The organism is Caballeronia glathei (genome assembly GCF_000698595.1).
GTDB classification, from domain to species: Bacteria; Pseudomonadota; Gammaproteobacteria; order Burkholderiales; family Burkholderiaceae; genus Caballeronia; species Caballeronia glathei.
In genome coordinates this window covers 13,577-30,421 of sequence record NZ_JFHC01000080.1, presented here as the reverse complement: position 1 = coordinate 30,421, position 16,845 = coordinate 13,577, and the positions used below count along the sequence as shown (strand labels likewise).

The window sequence follows — 16,845 nt, the reverse complement described above, 5'->3', positions numbered from 1 at the left end:
TATCCGTCGAACCGGGTCAACCTCAGACCTTGATCTGCATCACCTCTGAGTCGAGGCGCGACGAGCACCCGCCGCGGTTGATCCATGTCAATCGCACGAGTCGACTCGCGCTTAGAGTAGGAGCGAATCGAACGCAAATGGCGTTTCATGTCTGCCGGCCACCGGAGTCAAGCAATGAGCTACAAAAGTATCGTTGTCCACCTCGACTCGAGCGAGCGTGCCCATCCGCGTCTCGAACTCGCCCTGAGGCTCGCGAAGCGCTTCGGCGCGCACCTGACCGGCATGTACGCGGTCTTCGCGCCCGAGCCGCGTTCGTTCCAGGTGATGGCCGGCACCGCGGAGTACTTCAAGGAGCACGACACCTCGCGCCGTGAGCGCCGGGCCGCGCTCGAGCGGCTCTTTCATGCGGAAGCGGCCCGAGCCGGCGTGTCCGGTGAATGGGAGGAGGCGCAAGGCTATGCGAATGTCGCGGTGCCGCGCCGTGCCCGCTGCGCGGACCTGATCGTCGCAGGACAGGACGATCCGAACGATCCAGAGTCGTATGTCGGCGACCACTTTCCGGAGACCCTCGTGATGTCGACGGGCCGGCCTGTTTTGCTCATGCCGTATGCAGGCTTTTTCGCATCGGCCGGGGAGCGCGTGCTGATCGCGTGGGACGGCAGCCGCGAAGCGACCCGTGCGGTGCACGACGCGATGCCGATCCTGAAAGCTGCGAAACAGGCGACGGTCGTGACCGTCGGGGCGGCGCAAGGCGATGCGGCGGACGTGCTCATTCCCGGCGCGGACATTGCCGCGAGCATCGCGCGCCACGGCGTGAAGGTCGAGGTTTCGTCGATCGACAGCGCGGGCGGCGTACCGGCGGGTGACCTGCTGCTGTCGCGGGCGGCCGATCTCGGAGCGGATCTCCTGGTCATGGGCGGCTACGGCCACTCGCGCTGGCAGGAACTCGTGCTTGGCGGCGCAACCCGCACGGTACTGAACTCGATGACTATCCCCGTGCTGATGTCGCATTGAATTGCGCTACGCATTCCCGAACCGAAGAGGGCATTCATGTACACCCGCATCCTCGCGCCGATCGACGGCAGCCCGACCTCCAGCCACGCATTCGACGAAGCGTTGAAGATCGCCCGCGAAACCGGTGCGAATCTCCAGCCGCTGTTCGTGATCGACCGGCCACCCGTTGCCGGCGACGCGAGCACGGCGTTCTATCCCGACATTCATGAAGTGTTCCGGAAGGAGGGCGATGCGCTTGCCGCTGACGCGGCGGAGCGCATGAAACGCGCGGGCGTGCCGGGTGTGCCGCGTGTGGTCGAGGTCGAGTTGACCGGCGACGATCTCGCCCAGCGCATTCTCAAGAGCGCAGAGGAATATGGCGCGGATCTGGTCGTGATGGGGACGCACGGCCGGCGCGGCTGGCGGCGGATCGTGCTTGGCAGCGTGGCCGAGCACTTTCTGCGTCTCGCCTGCTGCCCGGTCTTGCTGGTCCCGCACCGGACGTCGGAATCGCGGGCCGAAGATCCGGTCGATCACCCGGCAACGGAAAAGGAGCCGTCATGAACTGGAAGACTGTGCTGGTCCACATCGACAATGGACGCCGCAGCGACGAGCGCGTCGAGTTTGCCTTCAGCCTCGCACGCCGTTTCGACGCGCATGTGACCGGCCTCTATCTGGTCTGTCAGGACCTGTTCCGGCCGCTTTTCAACCCGGGCGAGAGCCTGGACCTCGCGACGAACGAGCGGCAGCACGCGGCATGGCGGGATCGGGCCCGCGAGGCGTTCGAGGCGAGCGCGAACCGCTCGGGCGGCAGCGCGGAGTGGCGTGCGCCCGCGGGCCCTGCGCTCGACGCCGCGGTGCTTCACGCGCGCCATGCCGACGTGCTGGTGCTCGGCCAGGAAGACCGCGAGGACCCGGCTTCCTTCGTTGCCCGGCATTTCGTCGCGGACGTCGTGACAAGCGTTGGCAGGCCCGCCTTGATTTTGCCGCACTCGGGGCACATCAAGACCTTCGGGGAAAACATTCTCGTCGCGTGGGATGACAGTCGCGAAGCGGCACGCGCGCTCGCCGACGCGTTGCCCTTGCTGCGGCTTGCGCGCTTTGTCGAGGTCGTGAGCGTCGAGCGGCACAGGAACGACGAAAGACCCGCCGGTATCGACGTCGCAGCGTATCTGGAACGGCACAACGTGCGCGCGAGCTTTTCGTCGATGCCGCGCATGGCCGGCGTCGGCACGGGTGCGACGCTGCTGAACAAGGCATGCGACGTTCACGCCGATCTGCTCGTGACGGGCGCCTATGCGCATTCTCGCGGCTTCGAGCGGGTGCTCGGCGGCGTGACCCGCACGATGCTCGAATCGACGACGGTTCCCGTGCTCATGTCCCACTGACGGGTTTTCGCCAGGCACGTGGTCGCCGAGTTGCCGCCGTCCGGAAGGCGCAACGCGAACCGCTCGCGTGCTCCCCTCGATGGCGTCGCGGGAATACCGCGCACGCAGGCGTACGCACGGCCGATTCGTGAACCCGCAGCGATGACTGGCGGAATTGGCAACCGCCCCGCAATCAGAGACAATCGTCCCGTAGCGCTTATCCTGCCGTGTGCGGCATACGGCCCGAGGGCGGCGCCGCCACAAACCGGACGACATCGCTGATCCACGCGAGGCTGGCATGACCGGAGAAAGCAATCCGATCGCACCCGACGGGTCGCATGAAGGTACGCGCGGGGCGCCGCTCGCGCGGCAGCCGGCGCTGATTGCGCTCGCTGCGTTATTGGTGGCCGCGGCGCTTGCGGTCGGCCTCTGGATTTCGGTTCACACCATGCTCTCGGTCGTGCTCGAGAGCGCTCCCGGTCACCGCGCCGCGCTCGTTGCCGCTGAGGTCGCAGTGCTGTCGAGCGGCATCGCGGCCGCGCTGATGTTGGGGGGCATCGTCTATGTTCTGGCACGGGAGCGCCGTGCCGGCATGCGCGCGCAATCCACGCTCAACGAAGCGCGCATGCTCGGTATCGTGCGCTCGTCGATGGAATCGATCATTACCGTCGACGAAGCGCAGCGCATCGTCATATTCAACCCGATGGCGGAACGCGTGTTCCGCTGCACGGCGGCGGACGCACTCGGCGCGCAGCTCTCGCGCTTCATACCCGAGCGCTTTCGTGCGGCTCACGCGAAGCATGTGGTGCTGTTCGGCGTGACCGGCGTCTCGGAACGCCAGATGGGACTGCAGCGCGTGCTGTTCGGTCTGCGCGCGAACGGCGAGGAATTTCCTATCGAAGCGTCCATATCCCAGATCGACGACGGCACCGGCAAGCTCTATACGGTGATGCTGCGCGACGTGACCGAGCGCGTGAAAGCCGACAGCGCGCTCAGGAGTTCGCGCGAGGAATTGCGCGAGCTTTCGGCGAATCTTCAGAACGTCCGTGAGGAAGAGAAGAGCCGCATTGCCCGCGAGCTTCATGACGATCTCGGACAGCAACTGACCGCGCTCAAGATGGACCTCTCGATCGTCGAGCAGGCGATTGGCGGGCAGTCGGCGGCGAATGCGGAAATCGCGGAGCAGTTGCGCGGCATGCGCCAGCTGGTCGACAGGACGGTCGCCTCGGTGCGGCGCATCGCCGCCGACCAGCGGCCGGTCATGCTCGACGACCTCGGCCTGCTTCCCGCCATCGACTGGCTTGCCGACGACTTCACGAACCGCTACGGCGTAGAAGTGGAGCGCCATTTTGCTACGGGTGAGGTCGAATTCGGCCCCGCAGCCGCCACGGCGCTCTTTCGGATCGTCCAGGAAGCGCTGACAAACGTCGCGCGTCACGCCGACGCGACGCGCGTTACGCTCGACATTCACATCGACGCCGACGATTGCATTTTGCGTGTCGCGGACAACGGACGCGGAAGTTGCACGCCGGACGCTCGCACGGGCAAGTCGTTCGGCCTCATCGGCATGCGGGAGCGTGCCCGCATGCTGGGCGGTTCCGTTTCTGTCGAGACAGCCGAGGGGCGGGGATTTGCCGTCACCGTCTCCCTGCCAATGCAGGCGGTTCAGAAGGGATCGCATCCATGAGGCTGCGGCGTTCGCTCGCCGACCCCTCTTGTGGTTGTCACACACGCTTCGCAGCAGTCGCGCGCACCTCGCGGCGAGCACCGCCACGCGAGGCTCGGGTCGGGGATTCCTGGTATCTCGTTGCGGCGCGCGGGTGCACGCCTATCGGAGCCGACGCCCGCAGCCACGGATGAAGACGGCATGATCTTCCGGGCGCGTTCAACGGGCGCGTTAGCCGCGTCGTTGGCAACCCTTGACGCAAGTCAAGCGCGTCGGGGCGCGTTCGCCGAAGATGTATCAAATTCAGCGTGCAGGGACAGCAGCGGGTAGCTGGCGTAGCGGGTGTTGGCTCGCCGTAGAGCGTTTTGCGTTGGCGAACAATGGGAGGCGCAGATGGGAGTCGGAATGCAGATTGCCTACCTCGGGTTCGCCGGATCGGCAGCGCTCGAGGGCGAAGCCGGAGCCGAGCTGGTACGTTTGAACCGGTTCGCAGAACACATAGCGGGCTGCCATCTGGCCATCGAGGCGAGGAGCGACCAGTCCTCGGGACGCGCGCTTTACGACGCGCGCCTCGACCTCATCACGCGCGATTATGCGCTGATCCCGGTTGAGCACAGCACGGACGCGGACCCGAAGCTCGCCCTTCATCAGGCGTTCGATACTGCCGTTGAGGTCCTGGAGCGGCTAGCCGGTTCAATCCGGTAGACGCGAGAGCGCGCTGGGCTTGCCGAGCCGAAATCGCGAATAGCGAATAGCGGTACCCGCGCCGCGGCGCTCGACTTACCGCCTCAGCTCCAGATAGGTCCAGGCCTCGTCTTGATCATCGGCGAACACCTCGTGCTCCGCCTGTATCGCGTCCCGATCGACACATTGAACGTGCCAGCGGCCCACCTCGAGGGCTGTGGCTTCCTCCGCGCGATACTCGGCCTTGCCCTGCGCGCCTTCCAGTGGTCCGGCGGATTCGAGCGTCAGCCCCTTCAGCAGGAGAATGGTCCAGTCACGCTCGGCGCCGCAGATGCCCGTACCGTCTGCTGCAGAGCGCAGCATGCCCCAGGAAGGGAGCTCGATCGTGTCGTGGCCTTCGCGGGACCATCGCCGGGTCTCTCTGTCCAGCCAAAGAACTGCGTAGGCGGAAGAGCCCGCACGGTCGAACGAATCCAGCTTGACGGTAACTCGCATGACTTTCTCCAGAAGCTCGAAGTTCAGTGATTCAGGACCCATTGGACGAGCGTGTGTGCATCCTCGGCGGACAGGGGGCCTCCGCGCTCGCCGGCTGATGGCATCGCCATGTCACCCCAGTGAGCGCGTCCGCCCATGCGCAGCTTGTGCTCTAGCATCGGCGCGGCGCCCGGTACGTTGCGGTAGCGCTCGGCGATCTGCTGAAACGACGGCGCGAGAAACGGTGCATCGTCGGTGTGGCAGAACATGCAATGCTGCTGATCGACGAGCGGCGTCGGCTCGCGTTGAGCGAACACGTGCACCGAGAGGGCATACAGCGCCGCGGCGACGAAGAGTTTTGCTCGATTGGAAGTCATCTTCGGATGGGCGTCGAAGTTCACCGGATTCATGCGCGCACTCATACGATGGCCTTCAGGCCCGTCCGGCCAGCAGCGCGTACAAGGTGTCATGACACGACTTCGTTCATTGCGCGACGCGGCGAGTGCGCCGCCTGTGGTCCGCGTCCGATCCGCAAAAGCAGTTGTGGCTGCGCGTCCAGCCCGGCTTCCTTGCGTAAGTCGTCGCGCAGCGAGTCAACCTCGACGGGCTGGTTAAGATAAGACGCAGTGAGGCCGTGCCGGGCGGCGGTAAGCAAGACACGTTCGAGAGCCTGACCGGCGGCGATCCACGCGGCCGGATCATCCGCACGGGTACCGATGCAAAACAGCAGGGGTGAACCTTCGAGCAGGCGTCGGTGCGCTGCCGCCAGCCCGCCGCCCAGATCGAACGTCCTGATTGCCGACGAGACGAGAGGCACCGCGAAGTCGAGCAGGGCGCTCACGCCGGCTGAATAGGCAGGCATGCCATCGTTGCTGCGGCGCGGATGAATCCAGCTCGCGAGCTCGCGCCTGAAGCGCGGATCGTGAAACTGGAGGTAATCGGCCTCGGCGACCAGCTCGGCGATCCGTTCACGCGCCGGCGCCCCGTCGATGCAGACGGCATCTGCGCCTTCGGCTTCTGCCGCCCGTACGAACTGTTCCTGAATGTCGAGCGGTATCGGCTGGATGTCGAAGCGCTCGCGCGTCGTGACCCGCTTCGTGATCGAGCCGAACAAACCGGCGATGCCAGCGTCGCCTGCGTATGTCGGCAGCGCGTGCACCTGGGCCAGCACGTCAGGGTCCGCCGACGCAGGAAAGAGGGTGATCGCGTAGCCGAGCCCGAAATGCTGCAGCGCTACCCGCAGGTTGAAGAGCGCCGCCCCGCAACTCATGATCAGCTCACGGTCATAGGGATCGACAACAGGCAGCGCGCGCGTTCGGTCGGCGCAAAGCATGAGACTCGTTCCATCGACGATGAAATGCCACGGCTGGGTATTGTGACTCGATGGCGCCAGCACCGCGTATTGAAGCGAGAAGCGTAATCTCGCCTCGATACCTCCAAGCGGAGGAAGGCGATCCTCGTTGATTTCCCAGGCAGCAATGTCTGTTGACGGTTGCATCTGGCATCCTTTGCTTGAGGTGTCGTGATGCCATCGTCGCAGAGGCGCGCTACGGGCTCTTGACGCAGGTCAAGCGGCGATCGGCCCTGTCGATGAAATGCGAATCGTGAATCACGAACCTCGCGCGCATGCATAAAGGGGTTGGCTCACACCTTCGCGAGTCTGGCGTGATCGGCAATGCGGATTTCCTTGCCATGGGTACGGAGGACCCCTGCCTTCCGAAACTTCGACAACGTGCGGCTGACCGTTTCGAGCTTCAGGCCGAGATAGCTGCCGATTTCCTCACGGGTCATGCGCAGAACGAATTCGTCAGGCGAATAGCCGCGCGCCTTCAGACGCGAGGAAAGATTCAGGAGAAACGCGGCGACGCGCTGTTCGGCCGTCATGGTCCCGAGCAGCATCATGAGTCCCGATTCGCGCACGATCTCGCCGCTCATGAGGCGGTGAACATGATGTTGTATCGACTTGACCTCACGGCACAGCAATTCGAGCAGATCGAACGGAATGATGCACACGATGCTGTCCTCCAGCGCCACCGCATCGCAGTCGTGTCGATCCGAATACACTCCGTCAAGACCGAGCGCGTCGCCCGCGAGCTGGAAACCCGTCACCTGTTCCTGTCCGTCGCGATGCATCAACACCGTCTTGAAACATCCGGCGCGCACTGCATAGATGCTATGAAAGCCGTCTCCCGTGCGATACAGCGTCTCGCCTCGCTTGACGACACGCGTCGTATAGACGACCGAGTCGAGCCGTGCGAGTTCATCCGCCGAGAGATCGGGCGGCATGCAGATGCGCTTCATCGCACAGCTCGAACATTTCCCGCCGGCGCGCCTTGGACTGGCGTCGGCGATCGGCAGCGTACGGTGCGGCAGGGTTGCCGATTGCGGCACGTCGATCCTGCTTTCGATCTCGGCATACATGCTCGTCTCCTGATGATCAGACCGCATTTCGTCAACACACGCGCACGGGCGAGACATTCGATCGTGGCGCGCGCGGGGTCGTATTCAGCCGCCATGTCGAAAGAGTAGTCGGCTCCTGCTGACGAACGGGCGTGGCGAAATGCAGCACCCGACGCATCGGTGAGCACGATAACGACGAAGCGCGGACACTCGCGCGCGCAGCGGGCGACAAGGTTCAACCCGCTTTCACCCGCCACACGTAACCCGACCACCACCACATCGGCACCGGTTGCCGCGATGCGTTTGAGGGTCGCTTCCGGCTCCTGCGCCACGCCGACAACCTCGGCGCCTGTCAGCATCGCCGCCAGTCATTGACGGATGAACATCGAATCCTCCACCCGACATACTTTCTGGCGTGACGCGCAGTTGGGCTGGCTTCGTTATCCAATTATTGGACGCGCCATCTCAAAATAAAATCGGTGGTGGTGGAACTTGCGGTAGGTGTTTCGGAAGCGTTGTAGGGAGTTTCCGACACGCATTGTCAAGCTTTCAGACTTCCTCGTTGTCGTCGAAAAGCTTGTGGCGCATGGAGTAGCGCACGAGCGCCGCTTCGTGGGGCATCTGCATCTTTTCGAAGATGCGAGCCTTGTAGGTGCTGACGGTCTTGACGCTCACGCACAGCGCCTCGCCGATCTGGGTGATGGTTTCGCCCGCGCAAATTCGGCGGAAAACCTCGAATTCACGGTCAGAGAGCCGTTGATGCGGCAAGGCGTCCGTCGACTCGGTGAGGCTTTGCGCGAACCGCTCCGCCATCGCGAGGCTCACGTAAACCCCGCCCGCCGCCACCTTGCTGACAGCGGCGACCAATTCCGCGCTCGCGCTTTCCTTCGTCAGATAGCCCGACGCCCCGGCCTTGAACGCGCGCGCCGCGTATTGATGCTCGGCGTGCATGGTGAGCACGAGAATGCGCATGGCCGGCTTTTCTTCCTTGACCTGCTTGATGAGTTCGACGCCGGTGCGACCCGGCATCGAGAGATCGAGCACGAGCACCTGAGCGTCGGTCGAGCGCACGAGCGCGATCGTGCTGGCGCCGTCGCAGGCTTCTCCCGCTACTTCGAAACCGGAGGCGTTCGTCAGGATGTGGCGCAGCCCGTCACGCACGAGGGCATGATCGTCCGCGATCAATACCTTGATGGTCATGATGCGATTGCTCCAGTCGCACGGTGTGCAAGCGAAAGAGGCAGTCACCGCGTAGCCCCGGTGGTCGAACACGGCCTGAAGACCGTGTGGGCGCCGGGAGGGGTCACGTTCCGCGCCGGCGGGCTCGTCCGCGGGTGTCAGACGCAGATGCGCAGGACATTCGGCCGCGAGGGAGGAGCCGGATCGGTCCTGGGAATCATTGTCGCCGATCGCCGTACGACGTGCCAGCCGGGAGACGATTCCCCTGAACGGTCCAACGAACGCGGCCATCGGCGAGGCGCCCCACCGCCTCGAACGGCTGCGACGGCGGGGATTCCCCAGTCTACGCCGGAGTCCGGAGTTCTTTCGACCGAAATGCGTCGCTTGATCCAGGTCAACGCTCGGACTGGCTCCGCGCATACAGTCGTTCGGTAACCGCGTGATATGCGCGGACTGAACTCCATTCGATCACGACCAGGCGAGGCGGGCATGACACAGAAGCCCTTCATGAACGCGTCAACCGCCGGCACACCGCACCGCATCGGCTTTCATAGAATCCTGCTGTGTGTCGATTCGACCACCGTTGTCGCCGCCTCCGCTATGCTCGTGCGGACGTTGGCGGGCACCGGGGCGCAGGTGCAGATCGTCGGTGTTCTCGAAAACGCTCGCGCGGCTATACCGCTGGGTCCACTCGCCGACTTCAACCAGAACGCGGCTCATGCCAGGCTGTTAAGGGAGGTGAATGCGCGTGTGGCCGAAGCATGCCAACTCGTCAACGAGTCGGGTGCCGCGGTTTTCACGAAAGTGGTTGATCTCATTGCGGATGGCGGCGACGCGGCGCATGCCATCGCCAATGCGGCGCAGACGTGGGAGGCGGATCTGATGATCCTCGGTGCGCGTCACCATCGCGGACTGGTGCGGTGGGTCGAACGGGCGGCGGGAGCGCCGGACATGCGAATAGGAGGGTGCACGATCCTCGTCGTACCGCAGGGAGGCGAAACGTCCCGCAGCGCCCGGCCGCAGCGAATCCTTGCAGCAGTCGATGGCAGTCCGGCATCCATGGATGCGTTGCGCACAGCCATCGGGCTCGCGACCGAACCGGCTCGCATAAAGGTTCTTTATGTCATCGATCGGGCGACACGAGTAACGGAGCATGTGTCGCAAGGCTTGCAGGATGCGTTCGAGGCCGAGGGCCGGGTCGCGCTTTCGAGGTCGATGGATGCCTTTGCCGGTTCCCTTAGTGCCGATCGCATCGAGTACGAGACATACCTCGCGCGCACCGACCGTACCGGTGACGACGTTCCCACTGCGATCTTGCGAGAGGCGACCCGGTGGCAAGCCGACCTGCTCGCGATGGGCACTCATGGCAGGCGAAGTGTCGCGCGCTGGATGCTCGGTAGCGTTTCGGCGCGCGTGGCCGAGTTCGCACGCATTCCGCTGATTCTGGTGAGACAGAGAGACGGCAAGCCGGGCGTGTGACAGACACGCTCATCCATTCACGCCCGATCGTACCAATTGACCCAGGTCAACCCGGTACTGACCGGTGAGCCTAAAGTTTTCTTGCGGCCGGGCAGACGCTTTGTTGCCGGGCCATCACGTCGGGCCGGATCGTCACCAGAGCGCCGGCTCCGTCGCTTCACATCGAGACCCCAAGGAGATACGCGATGAGCAATCTGACACACTTCGATCCGTTTGCAGTCGATCCCGTATCCGAATTGTTCCAGGGCTTCTTTCGTCCCTTGCGTGCAATGACGCCTGAAGGCGCACCGCTCACACAGGTCAAGATCGACGTCGCGGAAACCGATATCGCCTATCGGGTGACGGCGGAATTGCCGGGCGTCGACAAGAAGGACATCGACGTCAAGATCGACGGCAACGTGGTTTCGATCAACGCTAAGGTCGAACGGAACAGCGAAGAGAAGGAAGGGGAACGGGTCATTCGCCGGGAGCGTTATAGCGGGGCTGTCAGTCGCTCGTTTTCCCTTGCGAGTGACATCGACGAGGCAAGTGCCACCGCGCAGTATCAGGACGGAGTGCTGTCGCTCACGCTGCCGAAAAAAGCGCCTTCAGAGCAGAAACGCCTGCAAATCAAGTGAACCTGGCGCGCGAGTTTCATTGCGCCGCAGCGATGATCGAGGAGGCCGACGTGAAGTCCGACCGGAAAGTGAAGCAGGATGTGGAAGAGGAGCTTGACTGGACGCCGGAGGTCGAAGCGACGAACATCGGCGTCGAGGTAAGGGACGGCATCGTCACGCTGTCGGGTCACCCGTCGAGCTATGCGGAAAAGGTGGCGGCAGAAAAAGCGGCCCAGCGGGTCTCGGGAGTCAAGGCGGTCGTTATCGACATGAAAGTGCGGCTGCCCCACGACGACATCCGCAACGATGCCGACATCGCGCGCGCAGCGGATTCGCTCCTGCACTGGACCGCCGGACTGCGCGAAGGCGCGGTGAAGGTTCAGGTGGAAAAAGGGTGGGTGACGCTGCTGGGCGATGTTGACTGGCCTTTCCAAAGCCAGGCCGCTGCGCAAAAGATTGCCCACATGCGGGGGGTGACGGGCGTCACGAACCTGATCCACGTGCATGCTGATCACACGGCGGAGAACATAGGCGAGCAGATCGGCCGCGCTTTGCAACGGCATGCCGAACGAGAGGCGAAGCACATTCATATCGAAGTGTCCGACGGCATCGTGAGGCTTTCGGGCACGGTGGGTACCTACGCGGAGCGCGAGGCTGCACGAGGCGCGGCGTGGTCGACAGGCGGCGTGCATGCGGTGGTCGACGACCTCGAAGTGGAGTAAGGAGTTCTCGGTGGCACTTTCCGGTACTGTAGGTTGCGCCGACTGGCGCGTTCTTGCCAACACCCGCGAAGTCGCGCATGGGTTCGAATGCTCAATTTGCGTCGAGCTGATGGGCCCGGACGGCAGTCGCTTCGAGCATGGCTTCGTGCACGGCGCGGTATTCGACAGGGAGCGCGACGCGATCCTGGCCGGTCTGCAGGAGGGCATGGTGTGGGTCGGCCTGAAACGCTCCAGGACCATCGGTCTTCATCCGTAGCGGCCGCCCGCGCGGCACGGTACCCCGCCTCAATGCTCCACGCTTCATGGAGGCGCGAGTTCGACAGACGGGCGATGCGTGGGTACTTCGCAGCTCCAACGGAATCTTTCGCCAATCCGGCCATGGGATTGATGCAGATCAGGTGTCGCGGGATCAATGACGCCGTGCATGCCGGGTGGGTTGATTGATCCAGATCATCTTTGCGCGACGTGCCGTCCCTATGCTGATGACGTCGCTCGCCACGGCGAGATGCAAAGCCCAGCTTGACAAAGGAGGGCGCCATGCCGCACGCCAGGAATCTCGTCGTGTATTTTTCGCGCACCGGTATCACGCGCAGGGTCGCGCTGTCGCTGGCAGCCGCGCTGGAGGCGGATATCGAGGAGATTGTCGAGGAAGCCGATCGCTCGGGCTTGCGCGGCTACATGCGCTCGCTCATCGATGTCATCACCGGGCGCCCGGTACGCGTCGCGCCGGTGAGACACGACATCTCCTCGTACGAACTCGTCGTAATCGGCACGCCGGTCTGGGCGGCTTCCGTCTCGTCTCCCGTGCGCGCCTGGCTCCTCGCCAACCGGTCACAGTTGCGCCGCGTTGCGTTTTTCTGCACGCTTGGCGGACGCGGGCACGACGCGGCTCTGGCGCAGATGGGTTCGCTCGCGCAAAGGCGGCCGCTTGCGACCTGCGCTATTGCGGCACGCGAAATACGGCGCGGGGAGGAGCGTCGCCTGATCGATATCTTCACGCACCGGCTCGCATACAAGTGCGCCCGTCTCGACGAACTCGAATGGATGGCTTGACTGCCATGGACGACGGATTGAAGCGCAAGGTCGTCGGAATCCTCGCGCAGGGGCGCCATCTCGCACTCGCGACGGTGCGCGAAGACGGCTATCCACAGGTCAACACGGTGAGCTATGCGTTCGACGGGCTGGTTCTTTACTTCGGCACATCCCGCTACAGCACGAAGATCAGGAACATCCAGCGTTGCGGCAAGATTTCGCTCGCGATCACGCTTCCATACGACGACTGGAGCCAGATTCAAGGGCTATCGATGGCCGCGATCGCCCACGTTCTGGCCGACGACGCCGCCGGGAGCGCGCGGGCAATGAACATGCTGCGACAGCGGTTCTCGGCTGCGTGGGACGTATCGCCGCCTACCGGCCCCGGACAGATCGTCTTCGTCGAACTCGTGCCCAGTATCGTCAGCCTGATCGACTACACAAAGGCGTTTAGCTATAGCGAGACGGTCGAGATAGGCGCGGGCGATCTGAACGCCCCCTCGGCTAGACGGTGGATTCACCGCCAGTCTTCGAGGCGATACCGCGATGAATCTGCTGGAGCGCGATTTACGCGCGGTGACACAAAAGACCGTGCGATTAGGCGGGCGTGTGGTGCGCATGCTGGCTCCAGCAGGCTATTTTCAGGGTTCCCGTCTACCGCACATCTCGCAGCTGTGGCGTTCGATGGCGCGCAAGCGCCTTTCGAGGTCGGCAAGATCCGACGCGCGCGAAAGATATTCAACGTCGCGGCACTCCTCCCACCGTGCGATCCACCTGTCCAGCCTTTCAAGAAAATGCGCAAACATGATCTACTCCAACCGAATGAAAAGGTACCGACGCCCCGTGTAGACGGAAAGGAGATCGGGTTGAATTGGACTATGCGCGGCTTTCCAGGAAACATCATCTGCGTGGAGTTTCCATCACTGTTTATTTCACGAGAACAATCTTGAGGATGATGAAGTGTATGGAAGACGATCCGATCCATCACTCAATCGTCATATAGATTCCTAAACTGTTCTACCCGGCTGTGGATCGTGCTTCCGGTCGACAATTTACCGCTACCGCTTAGGTCGGTTGTCAGCACACGTCTTCTTTCGACGTCCTCTCGTAAGCGCGTTCCGGTCACCTATTGCACTGTCGATTTGAAGTCCAGCAGCATGCGACAAAATGCGCGTCCACAGCCTTTAGTGAACATCTATTCTTGAAACGTGTCCCGATGGGCGGGAACTCAGATCAACGGAGACGACAATGCTCAGCCCACATGAGATTGCAGCGCTCATGCTGCTTGAGACAAACCAGTACTCGAACAATCTGGAACTCGAGGATCTGGACGCCTTGTGCGAGCGTCAGCTTGTTTCGCTGGAAAAACTGGCTTCAGGTTACGCACATGCGCATTTGACGACGCAAGGCCGCTCGGTGCTCAGGTCAGTCGGAAAAATGCGCTAGTCAACACCCGGGTTAGTGAAAATGCACGCAGCGAAAGTCACGCGTTTGCTGCGGCCTATAGGAGGATGACATGCAACAGCCAGTAGCGAGGAGGGCGGTACAGACCATTATCCGAGAGCATCAACAGCTTTCGGCGGTGGTCAACGGCATGAGGCGGTTTGTCGACGCGCTGGATTCGGGTTCACATGCGCCCGGACCGATGGTGTTGCGGGCAATGCTTTACTACGTTCGCGAATATCCAGAACAGGTGCATCACCCTAAGGAAGACAAGTATTTGTTCATGCGCTTGCGATTGCGCACGAATGAACTGGACGACGTCATCGATGAGCTGGAAGCACAGCATGTACAGGGCGAAGCGCGGGTACGAAGTCTTGAACGCGCATTGACACGATATGAGGTGGACGGGGATTCAGCGATTCCCGCATTGCGCAAGATGGTAGAAGAATACGAGGCCTTTTACAGTGACCACCGCCGGCTGGAGGAGGAAGTGGTTTTGCCCGCTGCGTTGCGATTCCTCAACACTGGAGACTGGATAGAACTGGATGAAGCGTTTGGCGCCAATCGTGACCCGTTCGACAGCAGCGAGCTCGAGGGTGATCTCGACCATCTGTATTCGGTGATCGTGAATACAATCCCGAATAACGTCGCCTGAATATGGTGTGCGGGTTGGTCTGGTTCACCACCCCCATTGAGAATCCGCTCTATCCATCACACGCGTGAACTCGATCATGGCGGGAGGGTCGCGCCTTTCACCCGAAGGGCGGTGAGAATGCCCTTGAGGAGATCGATGGGCGGCGGAGGACACCCCGGGATGGTGACGTCGACAGGAAGGAGTGTCGATAGTGGCCCGGATACGGCATAGCTATCCCTGAACATGCCACCCGTACATGCACACTCGCCGGCGGCGACAACCAGCTTTGGATGAGGCGTTGCCTCGTAGGCCTGCCAGACGGCTTCCCTCATGTTGAGCGTCAGCGGGCCGGTGATGAGCAGCATGTCCGCATGACGGGGGCTCGCGACGAACCGGATGCCCATGCCCTCGATGTTGTAATAGGGATTGTTGAGCGCATGGATCTCCAGTTCGCATCCGTTGCACGAGCCCCCATCGATCTGCCGGATGCACAGAGCGCGGCCGAGCACATCGAGAATATCCTGCTGGATCTGCTGGCTTTCGGTATGCCACGCGTCGTCGCCTTGCGGTGCGCGTTCGTTGGGCGTACCGGTTCGCGCAATCTGTTTGAGAAGTTGCCACATTACAGGTCGTGCCCCGCATAGTTCAGGTTGAACGACTTGTTGATCAACGGAAAGTCGGGAACGATATTGCCGATGATCGCGTGCTCCAGCGCCGGCCAGTTCTGCCATGACGGGTCATGGCAGTGGCAGCGGGAAATGGTCCCGTTTTCACCGCTCTCGAGGGCGACAAACACGTCGCCGCGCCAGCCTTCGATCCAGCCCACTCCGCGGGACGGTGGCTGGTCGTGTTCGAGCGGCGTGACAATGTCTCCGTCAGGCAGACCGGCGAGGAGGGTCTGGATCAACCGCATGGACTCGTAGATTTCACCAAAGCGGACCGCGACGCGGGCTGCCACGTCACCCCGGTCGTCGCTGACCACCTGCGTCTGAATCTCGTGATAGGGCGCGTATGGATGATCGACGCGCAGGTCGGTTATCCTGCCGCTTGCCCGCCCGACGAGGCCGCACACGCTGAAGTGCTCTGCCACTTTGGCGGAGAGCACCCCTGAACCCGCGAAGCGATCCTGCAGTCCCGATTGATCCTCGTAGACGCGCTGCATCACGCGGACCTGCGCGTCGATCCGATCGCACTGCGTCAGCATCGTGGCGACGAAGCGCGCATCGAGGTCGGTTGATATGCCTCCAGGGACGATCCGGTCCATGAGAAGACGATGCCCGAATGCCTCGTCATTCAGGCGCAGCCAGTCTTCTTTCAGCCGGGAAAACTGCGCGAGGCCGTAGGCGAATCCGGCATCGTTGCCGAGCGCTCCCAGATCACCCAGATGATTGGCAATACGTTCGCGTTCGAGCAGTAGCGCACGCAGCCACTGTGCGCGTGGCGGAATCCGCCCGTTCAACGCGCGTTCGACCGCCATGCAATAGGCCCACGAAAAGGCGACAGTCGTGTCTCCTGCGATCCGCCCCGCCAGCCGATGCCCGAGCAGCAGCGGCGTCCGTTCAAACAGCTTCTCGACACCCCGGTGCGCATAGCCCAGTCGTTCTTCGAGCCGCAGCACCTTTTCGCCGACAACGGAGAAACGGAAATGCCCTGGCTCGATCACACCCGCATGGATCGGACCCACGGCGATCTCGTGGACGCCGTCGCCTGCGACCGGCACGAAGGGATAGTCCGCTTCCAGCGACTCGAACTGTTCGGTGCCGGTAGCGCTCTCTTGCAGCGGGTGGTAATCGGCGGGCCAGCTGCCGTGATTCAGCCAGGGCCGGGTGTCGCCGGCCCCGATCGCGCGCAGCCCGAGCAGATCGTAGACAGCCCGTTGCATACGCGTGGCGCACGGAAAGACAATCGATAGATCCGGGTATCCGTCTTCGTCACCGATTGCCATCTGAAGCCACAGGATGCCGTCTTCCATCGCATAGGCTGCGCTGACCACGAGTGCGCCCGCAGTCTCCTCGGTGCCCCACAATGAGATCAGCCGGCCGCCCGTCTCCCGCACTGTCGCGGCGGTGCGACTCCACGCGGCGGAATCGACGCGCGCGAGAAAAGCGGAGGACCTGCCTGTGAACGCGGACAGGCGTATCGTGTCCGGCAAACCAAGAGCATCAACGCGCATGCC

General features: G+C 62.9%; 19 protein-coding genes and 1 pseudogene. 13 read left to right on the top strand and 7 right to left on the bottom strand.

Features of this window, described 5'->3' with window-relative positions; all coding sequences use genetic code 11:
* Window positions 1–174: 174 nt before the first annotated feature.
* The 5 genes and pseudogenes from BG61_RS32555 to BG61_RS32535 all read left to right on the top strand — a co-directional run bounded on the left by BG61_RS32555 (window position 175) and on the right by BG61_RS32535 (window position 4,731).
* Window positions 175–1,014, top strand: a complete 840-nt coding sequence (locus tag BG61_RS32555; RefSeq protein WP_035938829.1) for a universal stress protein — start codon at window positions 175–177, stop codon at window positions 1,012–1,014.
* A gap of 36 nt (window positions 1,015–1,050) precedes the next feature.
* The gene (locus BG61_RS32550; RefSeq protein ID WP_035938826.1) at window positions 1,051–1,557 is read left to right on the top strand and encodes a universal stress protein; all 507 of its coding nucleotides are present in this window, start codon (window positions 1,051–1,053) and stop codon (window positions 1,555–1,557) included.
* A complete protein-coding gene (locus BG61_RS32545; RefSeq protein ID WP_035938824.1) occupies window positions 1,554–2,381 on the top strand; it encodes a universal stress protein in 828 nt (275 codons plus the stop codon). The genes BG61_RS32550 and BG61_RS32545 overlap by 4 nt, the downstream gene beginning before the upstream one ends.
* A 268-nt stretch (window positions 2,382–2,649) precedes the next feature.
* Window positions 2,650–4,047, top strand: a pseudogene (locus BG61_RS32540) (PAS domain-containing sensor histidine kinase); the annotation flags it as partial.
* 372 nt (window positions 4,048–4,419) lie between these two features.
* Window positions 4,420–4,731 (top strand): hypothetical protein, encoded by a 312-nt coding sequence (locus BG61_RS32535; RefSeq protein WP_035938822.1) that lies wholly within the window; start codon window positions 4,420–4,422, stop codon window positions 4,729–4,731.
* A gap of 75 nt (window positions 4,732–4,806) precedes the next feature.
* Here the strand turns inward: BG61_RS32535 and BG61_RS32530 are convergent, their stop codons facing one another.
* The 5 genes from BG61_RS32530 to BG61_RS32510 all read right to left on the bottom strand — a co-directional run bounded on the left by BG61_RS32530 (window position 4,807) and on the right by BG61_RS32510 (window position 8,784).
* A complete protein-coding gene (locus tag BG61_RS32530) occupies window positions 4,807–5,205 on the bottom strand; it encodes a DUF3564 family protein (RefSeq protein ID WP_035938820.1) in 399 nt (132 codons plus the stop codon).
* 23 nt (window positions 5,206–5,228) lie between these two features.
* Window positions 5,229–5,594 carry a c-type cytochrome gene (locus tag BG61_RS32525; protein ID WP_370818101.1) on the bottom strand — a complete coding sequence of 122 codons (366 nt, stop codon included), beginning with the start codon at window positions 5,592–5,594 and terminating at the stop codon, window positions 5,229–5,231.
* 56 nt (window positions 5,595–5,650) lie between these two features.
* Window positions 5,651–6,682, bottom strand: a complete 1,032-nt coding sequence (locus tag BG61_RS32520; RefSeq protein WP_051672942.1) for an Acg family FMN-binding oxidoreductase — start codon at window positions 6,680–6,682, stop codon at window positions 5,651–5,653.
* A gap of 146 nt (window positions 6,683–6,828) precedes the next feature.
* Window positions 6,829–7,605: a fumarate/nitrate reduction transcriptional regulator Fnr gene (fnr, locus tag BG61_RS32515; protein WP_035938819.1), complete on the bottom strand. Its 777-nt coding sequence runs from the start codon at window positions 7,603–7,605 to the stop codon at window positions 6,829–6,831.
* A gap of 528 nt (window positions 7,606–8,133) precedes the next feature.
* A complete protein-coding gene (locus tag BG61_RS32510) occupies window positions 8,134–8,784 on the bottom strand; it encodes a response regulator (protein WP_035938817.1) in 651 nt (216 codons plus the stop codon).
* Window positions 8,785–9,252: 468 nt separating this feature from the next.
* Here BG61_RS32510 and BG61_RS32505 point away from each other — a divergent pair, with 468 nt between their 5' ends.
* The 8 genes from BG61_RS32505 to BG61_RS32470 all read left to right on the top strand — a co-directional run bounded on the left by BG61_RS32505 (window position 9,253) and on the right by BG61_RS32470 (window position 14,690).
* Entirely contained in the window at window positions 9,253–10,242 is a 990-nt protein-coding gene (locus tag BG61_RS32505; protein ID WP_051672941.1) for a universal stress protein, read from the top strand.
* Between the two features lie 185 nt (window positions 10,243–10,427).
* Window positions 10,428–10,859, top strand: a complete 432-nt coding sequence (locus BG61_RS32500) for an Hsp20/alpha crystallin family protein (RefSeq protein WP_035938815.1) — start codon at window positions 10,428–10,430, stop codon at window positions 10,857–10,859.
* Between the two features lie 50 nt (window positions 10,860–10,909).
* Entirely contained in the window at window positions 10,910–11,560 is a 651-nt protein-coding gene (locus tag BG61_RS32495; protein WP_035938847.1) for a BON domain-containing protein, read from the top strand.
* Window positions 11,561–11,570: 10 nt separating this feature from the next.
* Entirely contained in the window at window positions 11,571–11,816 is a 246-nt protein-coding gene (locus BG61_RS32490; protein WP_035938845.1) for a hypothetical protein, read from the top strand.
* Between the two features lie 281 nt (window positions 11,817–12,097).
* Entirely contained in the window at window positions 12,098–12,613 is a 516-nt protein-coding gene (locus tag BG61_RS32485) for a flavodoxin family protein (protein ID WP_035938812.1), read from the top strand.
* Window positions 12,601–13,542 carry a pyridoxamine 5'-phosphate oxidase family protein gene (locus tag BG61_RS39495; RefSeq protein ID WP_051672940.1) on the top strand — a complete coding sequence of 314 codons (942 nt, stop codon included), beginning with the start codon at window positions 12,601–12,603 and terminating at the stop codon, window positions 13,540–13,542. Before BG61_RS32485 ends, BG61_RS39495 begins: the two co-directional genes overlap by 13 nt.
* Before the next feature lie 298 nt (window positions 13,543–13,840).
* Entirely contained in the window at window positions 13,841–14,038 is a 198-nt protein-coding gene (locus BG61_RS32475; protein WP_035938810.1) for a hypothetical protein, read from the top strand.
* 70 nt (window positions 14,039–14,108) lie between these two features.
* Window positions 14,109–14,690, top strand: coding sequence for a hemerythrin domain-containing protein (locus BG61_RS32470; protein ID WP_035938808.1), 582 nt, complete (start codon window positions 14,109–14,111; stop codon window positions 14,688–14,690).
* Window positions 14,691–14,764: 74 nt separating this feature from the next.
* On the opposite strand, the gene BG61_RS32465 is transcribed toward BG61_RS32470, so the two are convergent.
* Both BG61_RS32465 and BG61_RS32460 read right to left on the bottom strand, forming a co-directional pair.
* The gene (locus BG61_RS32465; RefSeq protein ID WP_035938806.1) at window positions 14,765–15,292 is read right to left on the bottom strand and encodes an NADH-quinone oxidoreductase subunit B family protein; all 528 of its coding nucleotides are present in this window, start codon (window positions 15,290–15,292) and stop codon (window positions 14,765–14,767) included.
* A complete protein-coding gene (locus tag BG61_RS32460; RefSeq protein ID WP_035938804.1) occupies window positions 15,292–16,842 on the bottom strand; it encodes a hydrogenase large subunit in 1,551 nt (516 codons plus the stop codon). The genes BG61_RS32465 and BG61_RS32460 overlap by 1 nt, the downstream gene beginning before the upstream one ends.
* Window positions 16,843–16,845: the final 3 nt, after the last annotated feature.